Below are 21,731 nucleotides of genomic sequence, written 5' to 3'. Positions count from 1 at the left end.
CGGCTACAACCGCGCCGCCTCGCTCATGGAGCGCATGGAGAACGAAGGCATCGTCGGACCCGCAAACCACGCCGGAAAACGCGAGATCCTGATCGAGCCGCCAGCCGGCGGCGACGAATGAGGCGTCGCGCTTTCGCCACAGCGATGGCATACCTGACCTCACGCGCAGGCGCGGCGCGCCAGCGCGCCACCCCGGCCGGAACCGACGCCGCCGGCCGGCCGTTGGAAAGACGATGAAGACGCTACGTTTCGCAAGCCTCGTTTCGGGTCCGGTCCTTGCCCTTCCCGTCGCGGTCCTGGCCGCCACGCTCGCGGCGGCCCAGCCCCTGCAGATCCATCCACCCGCGGCGCAGCCGGCAAGGCCGGCGCCTCCGGCCCAACCCGCCGCGCCACGCGCGCCCGCGCCCGCTCCCACACCGGCCCCCCCGCCCAACGCCGCACCGCAGGCCTCCCTGCCCGGGTCCCACCCGCTGCCGCCGCGCCGGCCGGCCGACCTTCCAACGGGCGGCGCCTCCGCGCCGGCTGCAAGCACCGGCGAAACCGGCGCCCGGCCGGCCCCGGCCGCGCCGGCACCCGCCGCGCCGCCGCCCGCCGCGCCGCCGCCCGCCGCGGCGGTGCCGACCAATCCCCAGGCGGCGCTGGCGCGCGTCAACGCCTATCTCAACGGCATCGACACGCTCACCGCCAATTTCCTCCAATACAGTGGCGACGGACGACAGGCGACGGGCTCGCTCTATGTGAAGCGCCCGGGCCAGCTGCGCTTCCAGTACAACCCGCCGAGCACGCTGGAGATCGTCGCCGACGGGCGCTCCGTCGCCATCCGCGACAAGAAGCTCAGGACCCAGGACGTCTATTCCATCGGCCAGACGCCGCTGAAATTCCTGGTACAGGACCGGGTGGACCTCGCCCGCGACGTCAAGGTGCTCGACGTGCGTACCGCGCCGTCCGGCGTCGTCGAGGTGATCTTCGAGGACAGCTCGACGCTCGGCGGCACGTCGAAGGTGACGCTCGTCTACGACGCCAAGGCCAATGTCCTCAGGCAATGGATCGTCGTCGACCCGCAGGGCTACGAGACCTCCGTGGCCCTGCAGGACGTCAACATCGTGCCGCGGTAATCCCGGCCTGATTCGCATGGAGCGTGCGGCGCGCCATCCCTTGCAACGCGCCGCGTCAAGGGCCAAGTTCAGGGCCCCGTTTCCGTCCGGCCGAATCGCTTGCGGCCGATGAGGCCGAAAGCCGAGGCATGAAGCTCTCCGTCACCAGCTGGAACATCAATTCGGTGCGCCTGCGCATCGACCACCTCGCGCGCCACATCGCCGAGGTCCAACCGGACGTCATCTGCCTGCAGGAGACGAAGTGCCCGAACGACCGCTTTCCGCTGAAGGCGCTGAAGGCGCTCGGCTACGAGCACATCGCCTTCCACGGGCAGAAGGGCTATCACGGCGTCGCGACCCTCTCGCGCCTGCCCTTCTCGACGACCGAATCGATGAGCTTCTGCGGCAAGGACGACGCCCGCCACCTCGCCGTCACCTTCGGCCCCGGCGCCGGGGCGGCGAGCGGCATCACGGTGCATAACTACTACGTGCCGGCCGGCGGCGACATTCCCGACCCCGATCTCAACCCGCGCTTCGCCCACAAGCTCGCCTTCCTCGACGAGCTCATGCAGTGGAGCGACCGGGCGAAGCCCACGGCCGCGCCGAGCATCCTCGTCGGCGACCTCAACATCGCGCCCTACGAGAGCGACGTCTGGAACCACAAGGCGCTGCTGAACGTCGTCAGCCACACGCCCATCGAGACGACGCGCATGGAGGAATGGCGGCAGGCCGCCGGCTATGTCGACGCCATCCGCCACCTCACGCCGGTGCCGGAGCCCGTCTTCACCTGGTGGAGTTACCGCTCGCCCGACTGGGCCGCCGCCAACAAGGGCCGGCGGCTCGACCACGTGTGGCTCGCGCCCTCGCTCGTCCCGACGCTGAAGGAAGCGAGCATCGGCAAGGCCGCCCGCGGCTGGGAACGCCCGTCAGACCACGCACCGGTGACGGTGACGCTGGAGCTTTGACGATTGCGAAAGAGATATTGCTGGCGCGCCACGCTCCCTCCCCGCCGCAAGCGGAGGAGGGGAACAGCCTCGGCGCGGCCACCCGCTTCGGATCCTACCGCGTCTTCCGCCGCATGGCGTCGGCCAGCGCCGCCCCGAGGGCGCCCTGCTGGGCACCCTTCGCCGGGCCGTCGTCGCGCCGGGGGCGCGGCGCCTTGTCGGCATCCGATGGTTGACGCCGGGGCCGCGGCGCCGCGCTGCCGTCGTCCTTGCGCATGGACAGCGCGATGCGCCTGCGCTTCACGTCGACCTCGACGACACGCACCTTGACGACATCGCCCGCCTTGACAACCTCGTGCGGGTCCTTGACGAAGCGGTCGGCGAGCTGGGAGACGTGGACGAGGCCGTCCTGGTGGACGCCGATGTCGACGAAGGCACCGAAGGCGGCGACGTTCGTCACCGTGCCCTCCAGCATCATGCCGGGCTTCAGGTCCGACAGGTCCTCGACGCCCTCGGCGAAGCTCGCGGTCTTGAACTGCGGACGCGGGTCGCGGCCGGGCTTCTCGAGCTCCGCCAGGATGTCGCGCACGGTCGGCAGGCCGAAGCGCGCGTCGACGAAGGCCGACGGATCGAGGCCGCGCAGAACGGCGCTGTCGCCCATGAGCGTGCGCACGTCGCGCCCGCAGGCGGCCACGATGCGCTTCGCGAGGCCGTAGGCCTCGGGGTGCACCGAGGAGGCATCAAGCGGCTCGTCGCCGTCACGGATGCGCAGGAAGCCGGCGCTCAGCTCGAAGGTGCGCGGGCCGAGGCGCGCGACGGAGAGAAGGTCGCGGCGCGTGCGGAACGGGCCGTTGGCATTGCGGTGCGCGACGATGGCCTCGGCGAGCGAGGCCCCGAGTCCGGATACACGGGCAAGCAGCGGCGCAGAGGCCGTGTTGAGGTCGACGCCGACGGCATTGACCGCATCCTCCACCACCGCGTCGAGCGCGCGGGCGAGCTGGTGCTGGTCGACATCGTGCTGGTATTGCCCGACGCCGATTGACTTCGGCTCGATCTTCACGAGCTCGGCGAGCGGGTCCTGCAGGCGCCGGGCGATGGAAACGGCCCCACGAAGGGAGACGTCGAGCGAGGGCAGTTCGGCGGACGCGATCTCCGAGGCCGAGTAGACCGAGGCCCCCGCCTCGCTGACCACCACCTTGATCGGCCGCCTGTCCGCGGGCAGTTGCGCCAGGAGGTCGGCGACGAGCCGGTCAGTCTCGCGGCTCGCCGTGCCGTTGCCGATGGCGACGAGGTCGACCTTGTGGCGCGCGACGAGCGCGGCGAGCACGGCCTGGGCGCCGGAGACGTCGTTGCGCGGCTGAAAGGGATAGACGGTCGCCGTGTCCACCACCTTGCCGGTGCCGTCGACGACCGCGACCTTGACGCCGGTGCGGATGCCCGGGTCGAGCCCCATGGTGGCGCGCGAGCCGGCGGGGGCGGCGAGCAAAAGGTCCTTGAGGTTGCGGGCGAAGACGCGGATCGCCTCCTCCTCCGCGCGCTCGCGCAGGGTCGACATGAGGTCGACCGAAAGGTGCAGCGACAGCTTCACGCGCCAGCACCAGCGCGCCACCTCGGCGAGCCAGCGGTCGGCCGCGCCGCCGTCCGGGGCGATGGAATAGGCCGCGCAGATCATGCGCTCCACCGGCTTCACGGGAGACGCATCGTCCGCATCGATCTCGATGTCGACGGTCAGGATCTCCTCGTTGCGGCCGCGCAGCATGGCGAGCGCGCGGTGGCTCGGCGTCGTCGCCCAGCGCTCGGCGTGGTCGAAATAATCGGAGAACTTGGCGCCCGCCTCCTCCTTGCCGGCAACGACGCGGGCGCGCACGAAGGCCTTCTCGTGCATGTAGCGGCGCAGGCGGCCGACGAGGTCGGCGTTCTCGGCGAAGGTCTCGGTGAGGATGTCGCGCGCGCCGTCGAGCGCGCTCTTCACGTCCGACACCTCGGGCCCGAGGTAGCCCTCCGCCAGCGTCGCCGGCACCACCGTGCGATCCGCGAGGATGCGCTCGGCGAGCGGGCCGAGGCCCTTCTCGCGGGCGATCTCGGCGCGGGTGCGGCGCTTGGGCTTGTAGGGGAGGTAGAGGTCCTCGAGCTCGGCCTTGGTGGCGGCGGCGGCGATGCGCCCGTCGAGCTCGTCGGTGAGCTTGCCCTGCCGGCCGATCTCCTCGCGGATGGCGGCGCGCCGCGCCTCGAGCTCGCGCAGGTAGGTCAGCCGCTCCTCGAGCTTGCGCAGCTGCGCGTCGTCGAGGCCGCCCGTCGCCTCCTTGCGGTAGCGGGCGATGAAAGGAACGGTCGCGCCCTCGTCGATGAGCCGGACGGCGGCAAGGACCTGGGCCGGCCGCGCGGCGATGTCGGCTGCGATGACGGGGGCGATGCGTTCCAGAACGTCGGACATGCGGCTTCCAGGGTTAGGTGGCGCAGGAAGGCGGGACAATAGAAAGCCGACGCCGCCGAGCCAACAGGACGCGCGGCCCCCCGCCCCGCGTCATCCACATGCGAAAGCCCTGAGGCCGTGTGTCAGGCGGCCGCCGGCGGCTCCGCGGCCGTTTCCGCTTCGGGTGCCTTGCGGGTCCACCATTCCTCGAGGCGTTGCAGCACCGTGAAGAAGGACGGGACGAAGAGCACGGCGAGGCAGGTCGAGGCCAGCATGCCGCTGAAGACAGCGATGCCGATCGACTTGCGCCCGTTGGCCCCGGCGCCCTCGGCGAGCACCAGCGGCACGACGCCGAGGATGAAGGCGAAGGAGGTCATCAGGATGGGCCGGAAGCGCCGGCGCGCCGCCTCTACCGCGGCATCCACGATCGCCATGCCCTCGGCCCGCTGCTCACGCGCATATTCGACGATGAGGATGGCGTTCTTGCTCGACAGCGCGATGAGGAGGATGAGGCCGATCTGTGTGTAGAGATTGTTGGCGACGCCGAGGGCGGTGAGCGCGCCGACCGTGCCGAGCAGCGCCAGCGGCACGGCCAGGATCACCGACAGCGGCTGGATCCAGCTCTCGTACTGGCCGGCGAGCACGAAATAGACGAGCACGACGGCGAGGCCGAACACGAAGAAGATCTGGTTGCCCACGATCTTCTCCTGGAAGGACATGCCGGTCCATTCGTGGCCCAGGCCCGCCGGGAGGGTATGGGCGGAGATCTGCTCCATGAGCTGCATCACCTGCCCCGAACTGAAGGCGGGCGCCGGCATGCCGGTGATGGTCGCCGCCGGGTAGAGGTTGTAGAGCGAGACGATCGACGGCCCCTCCATGGGCGTGACGTCGACGAGCGTGCCGAGCGGCACCATCTCGCCGGTCTGGGTTCTGATCTTCAGCCCCTTGATCGTGTCGACCGTCTGGCGGAAGGAGCCCTCGGCCTGGGCATAGACCTGGAAGACCTGGCCGAAGCGGTTGAACTGCCCGACGTAGGTGGAGCCGATATAGCTCTCCAGCGCCTCGAACACCTGACCCACGGTGACGCCGAGCGTCTCGGCCTTGGTGCGGTTCACGCCGATATGGAACTGGGGCACCCTGGCGCGGAAGCTGGTGAAGGCATTGCTGACCGCCGACTGGGAGTTTGCCTTGGCGACGATCTCGTCGGTTGCGTTCTGCAGCTTGTCGAGATCGCCGCTGCCGTCCCTTAACTGGACGACGAAGCTGAAGCCGCCGGCATTGCCGATGCCCTGGATCGGCGGTGGCGGTATGACCATGGTGCGCGCATCGAGGATGTTATCCTCGAGGACGCGCGTCAGCGCCCGATAGAGGCCGAGCAGGCCCTGCGCCGGATCCGCCTCGCGCAGTGACCAATCCTTCAGCACCACGTAGACGGCGCCGGCGCTGGGCAGCGAGGCATTGTTGTCGAGGATCGAGATGCCGCTGATGGTGAAGACCTGGTCGACCCCGGGCACCTGCGAAACGACCTTCTGCACGTCGTCCAGCACCCTGTCGGTGCGCTCCAGCGAGGCGCCGTCGGGCAGCTGCACGTTGACCATCATGTAGCCCTGGTCCTCGAGCGGGATGAAGGCCGTGGGCACGCGCGACATGCCCCAGAAGGCAAGGCCGATGAGGCCGAGCGCCACGACCACCATCACGTAGCTCGCCTTCACCATGTGGTGGATGAGGCCGGCATACCAGCGCTCGCAGGCGTCATAAACGCGGTTGAAGCCGCGGTAGATGAAATTGCGCTTCTCCGGCGGCGTCGGCGGGCGCAACCACAGGGCGCACTGCGTCGGCTTCAGCGTCATGGCGTTGACGGCGCTGATGAGGGCAGTGGCGGCGATGACGAGCGCGAACTGCTGATACATCTGCCCGGTCAGGCCCGGCATGAAGGCGGCCGGCAGGAAGACCGACATGAGCACGAGCGTGATGCCGATCACCGGCCCCGTCAGCTCGTTCATGGCCTTCACCGCCGCCTCGCGGCCGGACAGGCCGCGCGACATGTGGTGGGCCACGCCCTCGACGATGACGATGGCGTCGTCGACGACGATGCCGATGGCGAGCACAATGGCGAAGAGTGTCGAGATGTTGACCGTGAAGCCGAGCGCCGCCATGGCCGCGAAGGCGCCGATGATGGTGACGGGCACCGTCGTCGCCGGCACGAGCATTGCCCGCCAGTCCTGCAAGAAGAGCATGATGACGAGGAGCACAAGGATGCCGGCCTCGATCAGCGTCTTGTAGACCTCGCTGATGGAGGCCTCGACGAAGGTCGTCGTGTCGAAGGGTACGGAATAGGCAAGGCCGGGCGGGAAGCGCTGCGCCAGTTCGTCCATCTTGGCCCGCACCGCCGCGGCCACCTCGAGGGCATTTGCCTCGGGCAACTGGGAGATGCCGATGCCCGCCGCCGGCGCCCCCTGCAGGGAGAAGGCGTAGCTGTAGGTCTGGGCGCCGAGCTCGACGCGGCCCACGTCCCTGACGCGCGTGATGCGGCCGCCGTTCGCGCCGTCGACCTTGACGACGATGTTCTCGAAGTCCTCCGCCCTCTCGAAGCGGCCGGTGACGTTGAGCGTGTACTGGAAGTTCTGGCCCTGCGGCGTCGGGGGCATGCCAACGACGCCGGCCGCGACCTCCTGGCTCTGCTGCTGCACGGCCGAGATGACGTCGCTCGGCGTCAGGCTGAAGGCCTGCAGCCGGTCCGGGTCCAGCCACAGGCGCATGGCATATTCGCCCGCGCCGTAGATGCTGACGCTGCCGACACCCGGCACGCGGGCGAGCTCGTTCTGCAGGTTGATGACGCCGTAATTGGCGAGGAAGAGGCTGTCGTAGCGCTTGTCGGGCGAGGTGAGCGCCACGAACATCAGCACGGCCGTCGACTTCTTCTGGACGTTGACGCCCTGCACCTGCACCGATTGCGGCAGCTGCGCGAGCGCGGCCGACACGCGGTTCTGCACCAGAATCTGTGCGAAGTCGGGGTCGGTGCCGATGGCGAAGGTGACGGTGAGATTGTAGGAGCCGTCGCTGCCGCTCGTCGATTGCATGTAGATCATGCCCTCGACGCCGTTCACCTGCTGCTCGATGGGCAGGGCGATGGTCTCCATCACCGTCTGGGCGCTGGCGCCGGGAAAGCGCGCCGTCACGGAGACGGTGGGAGGCGTGACGTTGGGATATTGCGAGACCGGCAGGCGCAGCAGGGCCACGGCGCCGACGAGGACCGTGACGAGCGCGATGACGTTCGACAGGACCGGCCGCTCGATGAAGAAGCGCGAAAACATGGGGTGCTGCCTCTGCGTTCGGGGACGGGCGCGCCGGCACGGGCGCCATGGGTTGGCGCGGGTTCAGGGCCTAGCGGCGGTAGAGCGCTTGCCGGCCATCTCGGTTGCCTCGGGCGCCACCTTGTTGCCCGGCACGGCCCGCTGGATGCCCGACACGACGACACGCTCGCCAGCCTCGAGGCCGCTCTCGACGACCCTGAGGCCATTGTCCTGCAAGGCGCCGGCGGTGATCGTGCGCTGCTCGACCACCTCGTCGTCGCCGACGACCAAGACGTAGCTGCCGAGTTGGCTCGATCCGATGGCGGTATCGGCGACGAGCAGCGCCTTGTCGATCTGCCGCATGGGGACGCGCACGCGCACGAACAGGCCCGGCAGAAGGGCGAAGTCCTTGTTCTCGAACAGGCCGCGCACCATCAGCGTGCCGGTGCCCGCATCGACCTGCGGCGCGATGTAGTCGATCACGCCCCTGTGCGGATAACCCGTCTCCGTCTGGAGGCCGATTTCCACCGGCACGTCCTTCAGCTCGCCAGGCTTGCGGCCCTCTGCCGCCAGCCCTTCCATGACGCGCAGCACCTGCTGCTCGTCGACGTTGAAGTAGACGTAGATCGGGTCCATCTGCACGATGGTTGCAAGCTTGGTCGGCCCGGCATAGCCGACGAGGGCACCGACATCGACGAGATGGTTGGTGACGATGCCGTCGAAGGGCGCCAGCACTTCCGTATAGCCGAGGTTGATGGTGGCTAGCGCGACGTTCGCCTTGGCCGCCGCGACATCGGCCGTCGCCTGGTCGAGGTTGGTCTTGGCGTCCTCGACCCGCGCCTTGGAGGCGAAGTCCTGCTGGCCGAGCTGGGACTGGCGGTTGTACTCGTTCTGCGCGTTGAGCTGGCGGGCTATCGCGCCCTCGAGGTTCGCCTGCGCCTGGTCGAGCTGGGCCTGATAGGTGTCGCGCTGGATGGTGAAGAGGCGCTGCCCCTTCTTCACCGCCGTACCATCCTTGTAGTCGATGGCAGTCAGGAAGCCCTGCACCCGGGCCTCGAGATCGACCGCGTTGAAGGCCTGGGTGTTGCCCGTGAACGCCATGTAATTGGTCACCGCCTGCTCGACCGGCTTGGCCACCAGCACCTTGGGCGGCGGGGGCGGAACGTAGGTGTTTTCCTCGCTGCAGGCGGCGAGCCCCGCAGCAAACACGATGGCCGCCAGAACGCATCCGGCATGCCGGCGAATGCGACGGATCAACTTCGCGTCCATGACGTCCCCCCGAATACCGGCAACTGCCTGCGGGGCCGAAGCGAGGATCCGCCTGATTACCCTCGTCAGCGACAGTCGTGCTACGTCACTACAACACCAATGCAACGAACACGTTAACTGCCACCCCTCGGGCCGTCGAGCATATCGACGTTTGCCCGTGGACAGAGCGCGCACCTTCCGGCATGTAACCGCCGGTGGGGGGAAGAGAGAATGCAGGAAACGGTGCTCGTCGGTGTCGACTGGGGGACGACCAACCTCAGGGCCTATGCCTTTGCGGCCGACGGCTCCCTGCGCGCCAAGACGGCGCGGCCGACCGGCATCACCCGCATGACTGTCCCGTATGGAGACCTCCTCGAGGAGCTTTGCGGCGAGTTCGGCGCCGGCGCGGATACGCCGGCCCTGCTCTGCGGCATGGTCGGCAGCCGCCAGGGCTGGATCGAGGCCCGCTACATCACGACCCCCTGCACGCTCGACGGCCTCGTTGACGGGCTGGTGAGCGCTCCACACGCGTCGCGCCGGGTCCTCGTCGTGCCCGGCCTCGATTCCCGGTCAGGCCGCGCGCCCGATGTCATGCGCGGGGAGGAGACCCAGCTGCTCGGCCTGATGGACGGCCTCGGTGATGCCGAGCGCCTTGTCTGCATGCCCGGCACCCATTGCAAATGGGTGCGGATCGCCGGCGGGCGCATCCTCGATTTCCGCTCATACATGACCGGCGAGGCCTTCGCCGCCTTGAAGGACCACACCATCCTCGGGCGCCAGATGCGCGCGGGCGCGGCGCACGACGCGGCGGCCTTCGAGACGGGAGTCGCCATGGCGCAGGAGGCCCGCCGTCGTGGGCCGGGCGCGCTGCTCAACCTCCTCTTTGGCGTGCGCACCCTGGGCCTGTTCGAACGCCTCAGCGCCGAGGCGGCGCCGAGCCTGATGTCGGGTCTCATGATTGGCGCCGAAATCGCCGATGCGCTCGGGCCCGAACCGCCGGCCGAGCCGGTCGTCGTCGTCGGCAGCGCCGGTCTCAGCGCGCGCTACCGCGACGCGGCGCGGGCTCTCGGCGTGCGCACGGCCATTGCTGATGAGGACATCGCCACACGAGGTCTGTGGGCAATCGCGCGGGCGGCAAAGCTGGCGAGCCGATAAACTTGGCCGCCACGGAGTTGATTCGCATGGGGCTCGGTGGCAGGAGTTGCGGGATGCAGACCTTCTTCGTCCAGATCAAGTGCAAGCTCGGCAAGACCTATGCGGTCGCCAGCGAGCTCGCCGACCGTGAGATCGCCTCGGAGATCTACTCGATCGCCGGCGACTACGACATCATCGCCAAGTTCCATGTCGACCGTGACGTCGACATCGGCCATTTCGTCGCCGAGAAGGTGCAGACCATCGACGACATCGCCGACACGCGCACCATCATCACCTTCAAGGCCTTCTGAAGTCAGGCCGCTGCCGCTGTTGCGCGCGAATCCATCGCGCCGAGCCGCGCCGCGATGACGGCGGCGAGATGCCGTTGCCGGCGCTGCGAGCAGCGATTCTGTGCTCGCACCACTGCCATTAGCTCGAGCGCGACCGCCGCATCGAGCTGGCGGATATGCTGCGCCGTCAGGCCGCTTTCGCGCATCAGCGCCACGAGCCGGCGGCTGACTGGCCGCTGTTCCTCCTCCGGCAGGTCCGCCAGAGAGATGATGATCAGCGCTCCGTGCAGGCGCACCAAGCTGTCGACATTCTGCGGATCCCGCGCCAGCCAGGCCCCGTAGGTGCTCCGCAACAGGTCGTAGATGACGGGGACGGCCCTCAGGATCGTGCGCAGTTCCCCGTCCCGCCCGGGAACGCGCAACTCGTCGTCGGACAGAGTCGGCAGCGACATCGGCGCACCCTCCTTCAAGACCCTGGAAGCGTGCGCCCCGATGGTTAACGAAAGGTTAAAGGCACGGCTGCGCAGCCGTGCCTGACGCTATTCGCTCATCCGTGCGCGAGGCTTGCGAGCGTGGCGCGGGCGCCGTCCCGGTAGAGTCCGACCAAGGCCTCGCCGACTGCGGTAACGAAGCGCGGCTCGGCCGGCAGGTCGGTGCCGAACACCGCCTCGACGCCGGCGAGCGCCCTGGAGAGCGCGGCGGGGTCGCCGCCCGCGGACCGCGCGATCGCGGCAAGGTCCGCCGCCAGCGGGTCGCGCACGTCGATGGCGTCGCCCTTCTCGTCCGTGCCCGTGACGTAGCGCATCCAGGCCGCCACGGCGAGGGCGTGGCGGGCGATGTCGGAGCCGGCCGCGAGCCGGTCGCGGATCGTGCCCAGCAGGCGCTGCGGCAGCTTCTGCGAGCCGTCCATGGCGATCTGCCAGGTGCGGTGCTTGAGCGCCGGATTGCGGAAGCGCTCGCGCAGGGAGCGCTTGTAGGCCTCGACGTCGGCACCAGGCGGGATGGTCAGCGTCGCCGTCGTGTCGTCCATGAGGGCGGCGACATAGGACGCGAGGCTCTCGTCCGCCATGGCCTCGGACACGGTCTGGTAGCCGGCGAGATAGCCGAGATAGGCGATGGCCGAGTGACTGCCGTTGAGCAGGCGCAGCTTCATGGCTTCATAGGGCGCGACGTCCGTGACGAGCGTCGCTCCCACCGTCTCCCAGGCCGGGCGGCCGGAGGGAAAATGGTCCTCGATCACCCATTGGGTGAAGGGCTCGGTCATGACCGGCCAGGCGTCGGCGACGCCGAGGCGCGCCGCCACGGCGGCCCGGTCCTCGTCGGTCGTTGCCGGCACGATGCGGTCGACCATGCTGTCCGGGCAGGCGATCTTGTCGCGCACGAAGGCGCCGAGATCGGGCGAGACGAGCTCCGCGAAACGGGTGAGGATGCGGTGCAGCGTCCGGCCGTTCGACGGCAGGTTGTCGCACGACAGCACGGTGAAGGGCGCAAGGCCGAGGCTGCGGCGGCGGGCGATGGCCGCGGCCAGGAAGCCGATGGCCGAGCGCGGCCGGTTGAGGTTGGCGAGATCGTGCACCACGTCGGGGTGCTTCTCGTCGAGCCGCCCGGTCGCCGGATCGTGGCAATAGCCCTTCTCCGTCACCGTGAGGGTGACGACCTTCACGTCCGGATGGCTCATGCGCTCGACGAGCGCCGCCGGATTCTCCGGCGCCACCACGACCTCGCGGATGGCGCCGATGACGGCGAGCTTCTCGCCCTCGCCCGAGCGCACGGCGAGGGTGTAGAGCCCGTCCTGAGCCTTGAGGGCATCGCGGGTGTCGGGGCTGCGCAGGCTGGCGCCGACGATGCCCCACCAGAGGTCGCCGCTGGCGATGACCGCATCCGTATAGACCGCCTGGTGGGCGCGGTGGAAGGCACCGATGCCGAGATGCACGATGCCGGTCTTCATCGCCTTGCGATCATAGGCCGGGCGGGCGACATCGGGCGGCAGGTCCGCGAGGCGCGCGGTGTTGAGGCGGGCCGTCTGCGTCACAGCTTGTAGGCCTCCTTGGCCAGGCGATAGGCGAGATCGTGGGCGAGCTCGTGCGCCTCGTCCTCGTCGAGGCGGTGGGTGACGACGAGCTCGGCGAGGAAGGCGCAGTCGACGCGACGCGCCACGTCGTGGCGGGCGGGGATCGACGGGAAGGCCCGCGTGTCGTCATTGAAGCCGACGGTGTTGTAGAAGCCGGCCGTCTCGGTGACGAGCTCGCGGTAGCGGCGCATGCCTTCGGGACTGTCGAAGAACCACCAGGCCGGGCCGAGCTTCAGGCACGGATAGTGCCCGGCGAGCGGCGCGAGCTCGCGCGAATAGGCGGTCTCGTCGAGCGTGAAGAGGATGATGGTGAGCTCGCGCTCGTTGCCGAAGCGGTCGAGCAGAGGCTTCAGCGCATGGACATAGTCGGTCGCGGCCGGGATGTCGGCACCCATGTCGCGGCCGAAGCGGGCGAAGAGCCCGGCGTTGTGGTTGCGCATCGAGCCGGGGTGGATCTGCATGACGAGCCCGTCCTCGAGGCTCATCGCCGCCATCTCGGTCAGCATCTGGGCGCGGAAGAGCTCCGCATCCTCGCTCGTGACGTTGCTGTGCATGATGCGGGTGTACAGCGCCTCGGCCTCGACGGGCGAGAGGTCCGCCGTGCGGGCGCTCGGATGACCGTGGTCGGTCGACGTGGCGCCCATCTCCTTGAAGAAGGCGCGGCGCTTGCGGTGGGCCTCGAGATAGCCGGCGAAGGTCGAGACGTCGCAGCCGGTGAGTTCCCCCAGGGCCTCCACATTGGCCTTGAAACCGTCGAACTCCGGGTCGACGACAGGATCGGGCCGGTAGGCCGTGATGACGCGCCCTTTCCAGCCGCTATCGCGGATGGCCTTGTGGTGGACGAGCGGATCGAGGGGGCTCTCCGTGGTGGCGATGACCTCGATGTTAAAGCGCTCGAAGAGGGCACGCGGGCGATAGGCGGGCTCGGCCAGCCGCTCGGCGATGCGGTCGTAATAGAGATCGGCCGTCTCGGCTGAGAGTCGCACGTCGAAATCGAACAGCGTGGCGAAGGCGTGGTCGAGCCACGTGCGCGTCGGCGTGCCGCGGAAGAGATGATAGCGCTCGGCAAAGCGCCGCCAGATCCTGCGCCCGTCGGTCTCGACCTCGGTGCCGTCCTTCGTCGCGATGCCGAGATCCTCGAGCCGCACGCCCTGGCTGTAGAGCATGCGGAAGACGTAGTGGTCGGGCACGACGAAGAGGCGGGCGGGATCCGGGAAGGGCTCGTTCTCGGCATACCAGCGCGGATCGGTATGCCCGTGCGGCGAGACGATCGGCAGGTCCTTCACATGGGCATAGAGCCGGCGCGCCACGGCGCGTGCGGACGGATCGGCGGGAAAGAGGCGGTCCTCGTGGACGAGCGGCAGGCGGCCCTCGCGCATCGGCACTTCCTTTCCTGATAACGGCTTCAAGCCTTTTGACGAAAAGCGCCGCGGTGGCGCCGCCGCGCGTCGCGCGGCGAACCCTAACCAGCGGAGCAGCCGGTGTGAACTGCTTTCTCGGCGCCGTTTGAATCGATTTGGAAATAGCGTGTGCAGCCCGTCTGGGCAAGTCGACCGAGCGCGCCGGGGAGGAGGCGGGCGGGCCGACGGCGCAACCGTCCTGTAGCCGTCAGCGCAGGCCGAGCGCCCGGTTGCGGGCGTTGTCGATATGGGCCGAGAGGGCGGCCACGGCTTGCTGCGGATCGCGCGTCTCCATGGCGGCGATGATGCCGAGATGCTCGCGCATGACCGGCGCGACGAGGCCGTCGATTCGCACCAGCTCCTGCCGAATGAGGCGGATCTTGATGGAGTTGACCCGGTAGGCCTTGGCGATGATCTCGTTGCCGAGCGCATCGATCAGCATGTCGTGGAAGCCCCAATCGACCGCCTGGCCTTCCGCCACGATCTCGGGCGTGTCGCCCTCGGCTTCCGCCCGCGCCAGCACGTCCTCGTGCTGGCGGCGCAAGGCGGCGAGCGTCTCGTCCGAGGCCGACTGCACGAACAGGTCCATGGCGCCGCGCTCCATGAAGAGGCGGAACTGGAAGGCGTCGCGGATGAGATTGAGGTCGAGATGGGCAACCTGCATGCCGCGCTGCGGCACCGTCTTGATGAGGCCCTCGGCCTCAAGGCGGGGGATGAGCTCGCGGATGGCGCCGAGCGGCAGGTCGGTCAGGGCCACGAGCTCGCGCTGGGAGATGAACTGGCCTGGCCGGACGTTGCGCGCGAGCAGGTGCTGCGTGAAGCTGTCATAGGCCTTTTCGCGCAGCTTGAGAGGGGCACCATCGTCCGCTGGCCGGTCCATCTCGTCCTCCTCAATGTCTTCGGCGTCGGGGCCGATGGCGCGCCCTGGCCTCGCGATCCCCATAAAGCCGGTGACGGCATCGGCCAAGGCCCTTCGGGCGCAGCGCCCCGGACAGGGCCCCAGGGACAGGCCGTCGGGCAGAAGCGCCACGCGTGCCGACGACCTGCACAGGCCCTCGACGGCTCTTTTTCTGGGCTGACATGTTAGCTAGTTGTTTTTTGTTTGCAAGCACTCCGCCGCTTCGGCAATATGCCGATGATCGCGCCTGAACGGGCGCTCAAACAAGCCGTTTTTCGGGAGGATCTACACTATGGCATTCTCGCTGAGCCGCCGGCTCGTCCTCGGCCTTGCCCTCTCTTCGGCGCTCGTCGCCGGTCCGGCGTTCGCCGCCAACCCGGTCAAGCTGCGCATCTCGACCCCCGCCGTCGATTCCGACTGGCATGCCAAGATGCTCCCCGTCTTCAAGGAGGAGCTCGAAAAGCGCGCGCCCGGCCAGTTCGACGTCGAGATCCATCTCAATGCCACGCTGTTCAAGCAGGGCACCGAGCCGGCCGCCATGCAGCGCGGCAATCTCGAGATGGCGATGATCTCGGCCTTCGACATCGCCAAGCAGATCCCCGAGTGGTCGATCTTCACCGCCGGCTATCTGATCCGCGATCCCGAGCACCAGCAGAAGGTCTTCGCGAGCGACATCGGCGAGGAGATGTACAAGCTCGTCGAGGACAAGATGGGCATCAAGGTGCTCGCCGTCGGCTATCTCGGCACGCGCCAGCTCAACCTGCGCATCGAAAAGGAGGTGAAGACCCCGGCCGATCTCGCAGGCGTCAAGCTGCGCATGCCGGGCTCCGACACCTGGCTGTTCCTCGGCAAGGCGCTCGGCGCCAACCCGCTGCCGCTCGCCTTCGGCGAGATCTACACGGCGCTGCAGACCGGCGCCATCGACGGCCAGGACAACCCGCTGCCGACCGTGCGGGCCGCGAAGTTCTACGAGGTGACCAAGCAGATCGTGCTCACCGACCACCTCGTCGATTCCATCTTCCTCTCGCTCGCCGGCGCGACCTGGAACAAGCTCGACGACAAGCAGAAGGAAGCCGTGCTGGAAGCCGCCCAGGCCGCCGTGGCCTTCAACAACGAGGGGCGCATCGGCGAGGAGAGGCAGCTCGCGGCCGATTTCGCGCAGCAGGGCCTCAAGGTCTACCGGCCCGACGTCGAGGCCTTCCGCAGCCACGTGCAGAAGGCCTATCTCGAATCCGAACTCTCCAAGGCTTGGCCGAAGGGCATGGTCGAACGCATCAACGCAGTGAAGTAGCAGAAAGCTGACCTGCACATCGCCTGTCAGCCCCTCCGCCCCTCCCCGTGCGGGGAGGGGACACCGACTGCCCCCAAAACAGACCCTGCGTACCGGAGGCACCCTTGTCCGTTGTGGTGAAACGGCTGCGTTTCCTGGCGACGATCGCGGCGGCGCTCGGCTTCATGGCCATGTTCGCCGCCTTCATCCTGCAGATCTTCACGCGCTACGTCCTCAACGACCCGACGGCCTGGACGCAGGAAGCGACGCTGATCTCATATGTCTGGGTGGTCTTCTGGTGCGCGGCCTTCCTGACGCGCGACAAGGACCAGATCACCTTCGACATGGTGGTGCTCGCAAGCCCGCGCCGCGTGCAGCGCTGGCTCGCCTTCGTCTGCGCGCTCGTGACGCTGGGCGCCTTCCTCGCCGCCCTGCCGGCGACGGTGGACTGGATCAGCTTCATGCGCATCGAGAAGACGCCGGTCCTCGGCCTGCGCTACGACATCCTCTATTCCATCTTCATCGTCTTCGTCGTCTGCGTCGTCATCCGCCAGGGCCTGCGCGTCGCGCGCCTCCTTTCGCGCCGCTGGGGCGAGGTGCTTGACGAACGTCCTTCCGGTTTCAGCGAATGAGCGCATCCTTCGTCTTCCTGCTCGCCGCCTTCTTCGGGCTGGCGGCCATCGGCATGCCCATCGCCTATGCCATGTTCGTGGCGGCGATCGGCTATCTCTTCGTCACCGGCAAGGACGTCGGCCTCTTCTCCGAGCAGATCCTCAACAACCTCGTCGACAGTTTCGTGCTGCTCGCCGTGCCGCTCTTCATCCTCGCCGCCAACCTGATGAATGCCGGCGGTGTCTCCGAGCGCATGCTGCTCTTCTGCCAGGCACTCGTCGGGCGCTTCCGCGGCGGGCTCGCCCACGTCAACGTGGTGGCCAGCATCATCTTCGCCGGCATGTCGGGCTCGGCCATCGCGGATGCGGCGGGCGTCGGCAAGCTCCTCACGGAGATGATGGTCAAGACGAAGCGCTATACGCCAGGCTTCGCGGCCGCGATCTCGGCCGCCTCCTCGACCATCGGGCCGATCATCCCGCCGTCGATCCCGATGGTGCTCTATGCGCTCGTCTCGGATACCTCGGTCGGCTATCTCTTCCTCGGCGGCATCATTCCCGGCCTCATCATGGCAGGCGCGCTGATGGCGGCCATCGCCTGGGTCGCGCGCAAGCGCGACTTCCCGCGCGACGACACCGTACCGATGCGTGAATTGCCCCGCGCCACGGTGCAGGCCTTCCCGGCGCTGATGCTGCCGGTCATCCTGCTCTATGGCATCTATGGCGGTGCCGCGACGCCAACGGAGGCGGCCTCGCTCGCGGCCCTTTACGCGCTCATGCTCGCCGGCCTCGTCTACCGGTCGCTGACGATGCGGGAGACCTTCCGGCTTTTTGCCGAATCGGCGCGCTCGACCACCGTCGTCGCGCTCATCATCGCCGGCGCCTTCATCTTCAACTACATCGTCGCGAGCGAGAACATCCCGCAGCTCGTCGCCGGCTGGATGCGCGGGGTGGACGTGCATCCGCTCGTCTTCCTGCTGCTCGTAAACCTGCTGTTCCTCGCGCTCGGCTGCCTGTTCGACGCGACGACCATGCTGCTCGTGCTGGTGCCGCTGTTCCTGCCGGCGGCACGGGAGATGGGCATCGACCTCGTGCATTTCGGCGTCGTCATCGTGGTCAACATCATGCTGGGGCTGGTCACGCCCCCCTATGGCGTGCTGTTGTTCGTGATGAACGGACTGACGGGCATCCCCCTGCGCGACATCATCCGCGAGATGTGGCTGTTCCTCTTCATTCTCCTGGCCGCGCTCCTCCTGATGATCCTCGTGCCGGAGACGGTGCTGTGGCTGCCACGCCAGTTCGGCTACACCGGTTAGGGAGGATCTCGATGAGCCTGGCGACACGTACGCTCGGACGCAGCAACCTCAAGGTCACGGTCCTCGGCTTCGGCACGGCGCCGCTCGGCGACCTCTATGCGACGCTCGACGACGCCACCGCCATCGCCACCGTCGAGGCGGCTCTTGGAGCCGGCATCATGCTCCTCGACACCTCGCCGCATTACGGCAACGGCCTTGCCGAGCACCGCTGTGGCACGGCGCTCCGGCGCCACGAGCGCAGCGACGTCGTGCTCTCGACCAAGGTCGGGCGGGTGATGGATCCGCGCCAGCGGCCGGCGGCGCCGGCAAGGAGCGACGTGGTCTCGCCCGGCTTCGCCGGCGGCCTGCCGCACAAGGCCTCCTTCGACTACTCCTACGACGGCGCGATGCGCTCCTTCGAGCAGTCGCTGCTGCGTCTCGGCACCGACCGCATCGACGTGCTGCTCATCCACGACGTCGACGTCTGGACGCACGGCGCCGACGGCATCGAGGCCCGCTTCAAGGAGGCGATGGACGGCGCCTACCGGGCCCTCGCCGACCTGCGCGACCAGAAGGTGATCAAGGCCATCGGCGTCGGCATCAACGAGGCCGACATGTGCGAGCGCTTCGCCCGCGCCGGCGACTTCGACTGCATGCTGCTCGCAGGGCGCTATTCGCTCCTGGAGCAGCCGGCACTCGAGGGCTTCCTGCCGCTGGCGCAGGACAAGAACATCGGCGTCATGCTCGGCGGCGTGTTCAACTCCGGGATCCTCGCCACGGGCGCGGTGCCGGGCGCCCGCTACAACTACGCCCCCGCGCCCGATGCCGTCATGGACAAGGTGCGCCGCATCGAGGCCGTGTGCCGCGCCCATTCCGTCCCGCTGGCGCATGCGGCGCTGCACTTCGCCCTCGGTCATCCTGCGGTCGCGAGCGTCGTGCTCGGTGGCGTGACACCCGAGGAGGTGAGCCGCAACGTCGCCGCCTTCGCCGCCTCGCCACCAGCGGGGCTGTGGCGCGACCTCAAGAGCGAGGGCCTGCTCGCTCCCGACGCGCCGATCCCCGCCTGACCGCCCTTACCGGAGCCGACACGATGCTCAAGGGTCTCGACCCCGTTCTGACGCCCGACCTCCTGTGGGTTCTCGCCGCAATGGGCCACGGCGACGACCTCGCCCTCGTCGACGCCAATTTCCCGGCCGAGACGGTGGCGCGCCGCACCACCTCGGGCGAGCTCGTGCGCATCCCCGGTCTCACCCTGGCGCGTGCAGCCGAAGCCGTGCTGTCGCTGCTGCCCATCGACAGCTTCGTCGACGATCCGGTGCGGCGCATGGAGGTGGTGGGCGATGCCGTCACGGTGCCGCCGATCCAGAGGGAGGTGCAGGCAGTGATCGACCGGGCGGCCGGCAAGGCGCTGCCGCTCGTCGGCATCGAGCGTTATGCCTTCTACGAGGTGGCGAGTTCAGCCTTCGCCGTCGTGCAGGTGGGCGACATGCGCCCTTACGGCTGCTTCCTCATCCGCAAGGGCGTCGTGCTCGCGGCGTGAAACCGTCACATGCCGGCAGGCTCGCATCGCTTGGCGCCGCGTAGTATAAAACGATTCAAATAACCGCATCAGCGGCCGATCAGCCCGCCCGGAAGCACGCCCATGGACCGTCCCGTCACCCCCCGTACCCTTCGCCTCAACGCCAGCGACAACGTCATCGTCGCGGTAGATGCGCTCGAGCCCGGCGCTTCCGTCGACGGCGTCGCGGTGACGCAGCGCATACCGCGCGGCCATAAAATGGCTGTCGTGCCGATGGCCGCGGGCGAGCCCATCGTCAAGTTCGGCCAGATCATCGGCTTTGCGTCGAAACCCATTGCCCCCGGCGAGTGGGTGCACGAACACAACGTCGAGATGCACGATTTCGCCCGCGACTACCGCTTCGCCGAGGCGGCGCGCAAGGAAGACATCCTGCCCGTCGAACAGCAGGCGACCTTCCAGGGCTTCCGGCGCGCCAATGGCACGGTCGGGACGCGCAACTACATCGGCATCCTCACCTCGGTGAACTGCTCGGCGACGGTGGCCCGCTACATGGCCGAGGAGATCCGCCGCTCGGGCATCCTCGAACAATATCCGAACGTCGACGGTGTCATCCCGCTCGTGCACGGCGGCGGCTGCGCCCTCGATGTCAAGGGCGAGGGCTACGAGGTTCTCAAGCGCACCCAGTGGGGCTATGCGACCAACCCCAACATGGCGGCGGTCGTCATGGTGGGCCTCGGCTGCGAAGGCTTCCAGATCGCCCGCTGGAAAGAGATCTACGGCATCGCGGAAAGCGACACCTTCCGCTCCTTCACCATCCAGGAGATCGGCGGCACGAAGAAGACGGTGGAGGCCGGCGCCGCCGCCATTCGCGAGATGCTGCCCGTCGCCGACCGGGCGCGGCGCGAGACGGTGCCGGCGTCGGAGCTGATGCTCGCCCTGCAGTGCGGTGGCTCCGACGGCTATTCCGGCATCACGGCCAACCCCGCCTTGGGAGCGGCGGCCGACTTGCTCGTCAAGCACGGCGGCACGGCGATCCTCTCCGAGACGCCGGAGATCTACGGCGCCGAACATCTCCTGACGCGCCGCGCGGCGACCCGCGAGGTTGGCGAAAAGCTCGTCGAGCTCATCAAGTGGTGGGAGGACTATACCACCCGCAACAAGATGGAGATGAACAACAACCCCTCGCCCGGCAACAAGGCGGGCGGGCTCACGACGATCCTCGAGAAGTCGCTCGGCGCCGCCGCAAAAGGCGGCACGACGACGCTCACGGACGTCTACCGCTATGCCGAGAAGGTCACCGCCAAGGGGTTCGTGTTCATGGACACGCCCGGTTACGACCCGGTCTCGGCGACGGGCCAGGTCGCCGGCGGCGCCAATGTCCTCGCCTTCACCACCGGCCGCGGCTCGGCCTACGGCTGCAAGCCGACCCCGTCGATCAAGCTCGCCACCAACAGCGAGATGTACCGGCGCATGATCGACGACATGGACATCAACTGCGGCGACGTCATCGAGGGCGTGTCGATCGAGGACAAGGGCCGCGAGATCTTCGAGAAGGTGCTGAAGGTCGCCTCCGGCGAGCGCTCCAAGTCCGAGGAGCTCGGTTACGGCGACGCCGAGTTCGTACCATGGCAGATCGGCGCGACGATGTGAGAAAGAGGTGGGCGCGCTTGCGGTCCCACGGGCGACGACCTATGTTACATGTAACAGGCCGGGGGCTGGAATGGCAGGGGTCGCCAAGCGTGTGCAGCGCCATCGCGAGCGGTTACGGGCGGCCGGGTTGAAGCCTGTGCAGATCTGGATACCGGACCCGGCGCAGCCCGGCTTTGCCGAGGAGTGTCGACGCCAGTCACAACTCATCGCCAAGAGCGCCGAGGAAGACGAGATCCTCGATTTCATCGAAGCGGCCTCGGATCATCGGGGCTGGCGTGAATGAGGCGCGGTGACCTCGTCACCGTGGCTCTTCCCGGGGCCTATGGCAAACTAAGACCGGCCCTGATCATCCAGTCGGATCTCTTCAGCACGCATCCCTCCTTCACCTTGCTGCCGGTGACGAGTGAACTCGTCGCGGCGCCGCTCCTGCGCATCACGGTCGAGCCGAATGAGCGCAACGGCCTGCAGAAGGTCTCGCAGATCATGGTGGACAAGGCTCACACGGTGCCCCGCGGCAGGCTGGGCCAGTCTTTCGGCCGGCTCGACGAGACGGATCTTCTCGCGGTAAACCGCGCGCTCGCGCTCTTTCTCGGCTTTGCGTGAG

General features: G+C 68.3%; 20 protein-coding genes. 13 read left to right on the top strand and 7 right to left on the bottom strand.

Translation table 11 applies throughout. The features are described from left to right. From ASC46_RS21945 to xth, 3 genes are all read left to right on the top strand, one after another. Positions 1–121: DNA translocase FtsK (locus ASC46_RS21945; RefSeq protein WP_141659682.1), on the top strand; the 121-nt coding region annotated here is incomplete at its 5' end. 112 nt (positions 122–233) lie between these two features. Then, positions 234–1,115 carry a LolA family protein gene (locus ASC46_RS12565; RefSeq protein ID WP_055459628.1) on the top strand — a complete coding sequence of 294 codons (882 nt, stop codon included), beginning with the start codon at positions 234–236 and terminating at the stop codon, positions 1,113–1,115. A gap of 128 nt (positions 1,116–1,243) precedes the next feature. Beyond that, positions 1,244–2,059: an exodeoxyribonuclease III gene (xth, locus tag ASC46_RS12560; RefSeq protein WP_055459627.1), complete on the top strand. Its 816-nt coding sequence runs from the start codon at positions 1,244–1,246 to the stop codon at positions 2,057–2,059. A 94-nt stretch (positions 2,060–2,153) separates the two neighbouring features. Here the strand turns inward: xth and ASC46_RS12555 are convergent, their stop codons facing one another. The 3 genes from ASC46_RS12555 to ASC46_RS12545 form a co-directional block, all read right to left on the bottom strand. After that, positions 2,154–4,472, bottom strand: a complete 2,319-nt coding sequence (locus ASC46_RS12555; protein ID WP_055459626.1) for a Tex family protein — start codon at positions 4,470–4,472, stop codon at positions 2,154–2,156. 122 nt (positions 4,473–4,594) lie between these two features. After that, a complete protein-coding gene (locus ASC46_RS12550; protein ID WP_055459625.1) occupies positions 4,595–7,765 on the bottom strand; it encodes an efflux RND transporter permease subunit in 3,171 nt (1,056 codons plus the stop codon). 63 nt (positions 7,766–7,828) lie between these two features. Beyond that, positions 7,829–9,013, bottom strand: a complete 1,185-nt coding sequence (locus ASC46_RS12545) for an efflux RND transporter periplasmic adaptor subunit (RefSeq protein ID WP_055459624.1) — start codon at positions 9,011–9,013, stop codon at positions 7,829–7,831. Positions 9,014–9,223: 210 nt separating this feature from the next. On the opposite strand from ASC46_RS12545, the gene ASC46_RS12540 reads away from it, so the two are divergent. Beyond that, positions 9,224–10,147 carry a 2-dehydro-3-deoxygalactonokinase gene (locus ASC46_RS12540; protein ID WP_055459623.1) on the top strand — a complete coding sequence of 308 codons (924 nt, stop codon included), beginning with the start codon at positions 9,224–9,226 and terminating at the stop codon, positions 10,145–10,147. A 53-nt stretch (positions 10,148–10,200) separates the two neighbouring features. Continuing rightward, positions 10,201–10,437 carry an Lrp/AsnC ligand binding domain-containing protein gene (locus ASC46_RS12535; protein ID WP_053193522.1) on the top strand — a complete coding sequence of 79 codons (237 nt, stop codon included), beginning with the start codon at positions 10,201–10,203 and terminating at the stop codon, positions 10,435–10,437. 2 nt (positions 10,438–10,439) lie between these two features. Here ASC46_RS12535 and ASC46_RS12530 read toward each other — a convergent pair whose 3' ends face one another. The 4 genes from ASC46_RS12530 to ASC46_RS12515 form a co-directional block, all read right to left on the bottom strand. Beyond that, a complete protein-coding gene (locus ASC46_RS12530) occupies positions 10,440–10,868 on the bottom strand; it encodes a hypothetical protein (protein ID WP_055459622.1) in 429 nt (142 codons plus the stop codon). A gap of 95 nt (positions 10,869–10,963) precedes the next feature. Then, the gene (locus ASC46_RS12525; protein ID WP_055459621.1) at positions 10,964–12,448 is read right to left on the bottom strand and encodes a mannitol dehydrogenase family protein; all 1,485 of its coding nucleotides are present in this window, start codon (positions 12,446–12,448) and stop codon (positions 10,964–10,966) included. Beyond that, positions 12,445–13,866, bottom strand: a complete 1,422-nt coding sequence (gene uxaC / locus ASC46_RS12520; protein ID WP_055459620.1) for a glucuronate isomerase — start codon at positions 13,864–13,866, stop codon at positions 12,445–12,447. The genes ASC46_RS12525 and uxaC overlap by 4 nt, the downstream gene beginning before the upstream one ends. 229 nt (positions 13,867–14,095) lie before the next feature. Beyond that, positions 14,096–14,767, bottom strand: a complete 672-nt coding sequence (locus tag ASC46_RS12515; RefSeq protein ID WP_055459665.1) for a GntR family transcriptional regulator — start codon at positions 14,765–14,767, stop codon at positions 14,096–14,098. A 310-nt stretch (positions 14,768–15,077) separates the two neighbouring features. Between ASC46_RS12515 and ASC46_RS12510 the strand changes: the two genes are divergently transcribed. The 8 genes from ASC46_RS12510 (at position 15,078) to ASC46_RS12475 (ending at position 21,730) form a co-directional block, all read left to right on the top strand. After that, the gene (locus ASC46_RS12510; RefSeq protein WP_055459619.1) at positions 15,078–16,076 is read left to right on the top strand and encodes a sialic acid TRAP transporter substrate-binding protein SiaP; all 999 of its coding nucleotides are present in this window, start codon (positions 15,078–15,080) and stop codon (positions 16,074–16,076) included. Positions 16,077–16,189: 113 nt separating this feature from the next. Continuing rightward, positions 16,190–16,687 carry a TRAP transporter small permease gene (locus ASC46_RS12505; RefSeq protein ID WP_019402755.1) on the top strand — a complete coding sequence of 166 codons (498 nt, stop codon included), beginning with the start codon at positions 16,190–16,192 and terminating at the stop codon, positions 16,685–16,687. After that, positions 16,684–17,979, top strand: a complete 1,296-nt coding sequence (locus tag ASC46_RS12500) for a TRAP transporter large permease (RefSeq protein WP_055459618.1) — start codon at positions 16,684–16,686, stop codon at positions 17,977–17,979. Before ASC46_RS12505 ends, ASC46_RS12500 begins: the two co-directional genes overlap by 4 nt. Positions 17,980–17,990: 11 nt before the next feature. Further along, on the top strand, positions 17,991–19,025 hold the full coding sequence (locus ASC46_RS12495; protein ID WP_055459617.1) for an aldo/keto reductase: 1,035 nt from the start codon (positions 17,991–17,993) through the stop codon (positions 19,023–19,025). Between the two features lie 23 nt (positions 19,026–19,048). Next, positions 19,049–19,498, top strand: a complete 450-nt coding sequence (locus ASC46_RS12490; protein WP_055459616.1) for an RbsD/FucU family protein — start codon at positions 19,049–19,051, stop codon at positions 19,496–19,498. Positions 19,499–19,600: 102 nt separating this feature from the next. Beyond that, on the top strand, positions 19,601–21,127 hold the full coding sequence (locus ASC46_RS12485; RefSeq protein ID WP_055459615.1) for a UxaA family hydrolase: 1,527 nt from the start codon (positions 19,601–19,603) through the stop codon (positions 21,125–21,127). 70 nt (positions 21,128–21,197) lie between these two features. After that, entirely contained in the window at positions 21,198–21,410 is a 213-nt protein-coding gene (locus ASC46_RS12480) for an antitoxin MazE family protein (RefSeq protein WP_055459614.1), read from the top strand. Further along, positions 21,407–21,730: a type II toxin-antitoxin system PemK/MazF family toxin gene (locus ASC46_RS12475; protein WP_055459613.1), complete on the top strand. Its 324-nt coding sequence runs from the start codon at positions 21,407–21,409 to the stop codon at positions 21,728–21,730. Before ASC46_RS12480 ends, ASC46_RS12475 begins: the two co-directional genes overlap by 4 nt. Position 21,731 lies beyond the last annotated feature (1 nt).

Source organism: Chelatococcus sambhunathii (genome assembly GCF_001418005.1).
GTDB lineage: Bacteria > Pseudomonadota > Alphaproteobacteria > Rhizobiales > Beijerinckiaceae > Chelatococcus_A > Chelatococcus_A sambhunathii.
The sequence above is the reverse complement of the archived record's forward strand: the minus strand, read 5'-3'. Positions and strand labels throughout refer to the sequence as shown.